Source organism: Streptomyces sp. AC627_RSS907 (genome assembly GCF_019049165.1).
Genome location: NZ_JAGMUE010001533.1, coordinates 1 through 729, shown reverse-complemented (window position 1 = coordinate 729; position 729 = coordinate 1). Strand labels below are relative to the sequence as shown.

The window sequence follows — 729 nt, the reverse complement described above, 5'->3', positions numbered from 1 at the left end:
CCGTCACATCGCTACGACAAGCCCCCGCCAGCGCGCGCCCGGCGCGTCGACGGGGGCTTTCGTCATGGGAGCTGGCAACGATCCCATCGCGTCCTACGATCGGTAGTGCCTCGCTCCGCGAGGTCGAATGCTCGATCGTCCATCGAACCGCCACCGCTGAGGAGTTCTCGTCATGACGGAACAGGTCTGGGTGAAGTCGTCCTACAGCGGCGGCCAAGGCGAGTGTGTTGAGTGGGCCCCCAGCCGCGTCGCCGCCACCGGCACCGTCCCGGTCCGTGACAGCAAGGATCCGCTCGGCCCCGCTCTGCGCTTCGACGTGTCGGCCTGGTCCGCGTTCGTCGCGGGCGTCAAGGCCGGCGACTTCGGCGCCTGAGCCCGTCGCATCGCTACGACAGGCCCCCGCCAGCGCACCGGCGGGGGCTTTCGTCGTTCGTACGGTCACGGCTCCCGGCACACACGGGGGCCACGGCGCCCCGCCGGCTCAGGCGCCGGGCAGGAGGTGCCGCAGGCTGTTCGGGTGCTCGCGCAGGTAGTCGGCCAGGGAGCGGGCGGGGCTGCCGGTGAGGCGGGGGACGACGTCGGAGACGGCGCTCATCTCGTTGCTGGCGATCGCCTCGTACGAGCTGACCCAGCCCGCGAGTTCCCAGGCCGCGGCGTTGTAGCCGGCCCGGGACGCGTACGCCTCCTCCTGCGTCTCGGCGACGTAGCGCACCTCGCGTCCGCTGGCAC

1 protein-coding gene and 1 pseudogene are annotated in these 729 nt (G+C 71.9%); one reads left to right on the top strand and one right to left on the bottom strand.

What is annotated here, in order from left to right; genetic code table 11:
* Nucleotides 1–172 precede the first annotated feature (172 nt).
* Nucleotides 173–373 (top strand): DUF397 domain-containing protein, encoded by a 201-nt coding sequence (locus KUM32_RS42855; RefSeq protein WP_217146956.1) that lies wholly within the window; start codon nucleotides 173–175, stop codon nucleotides 371–373.
* Between the two features lie 108 nt (nucleotides 374–481).
* Here KUM32_RS42855 and KUM32_RS42850 read toward each other — a convergent pair.
* Nucleotides 482–729, bottom strand: a pseudogene (locus KUM32_RS42850) (SDR family NAD(P)-dependent oxidoreductase); the annotation flags it as partial.

What these genes read in the sequence shown, in the direction of transcription:
- KUM32_RS42855 (WP_217146956.1), top strand. Translation starts at nt 173, where the DNA reads ATGACGGAACAGGTCTGGGTGAAGTCGTCCTACAGCGGCGGCCAAGGC.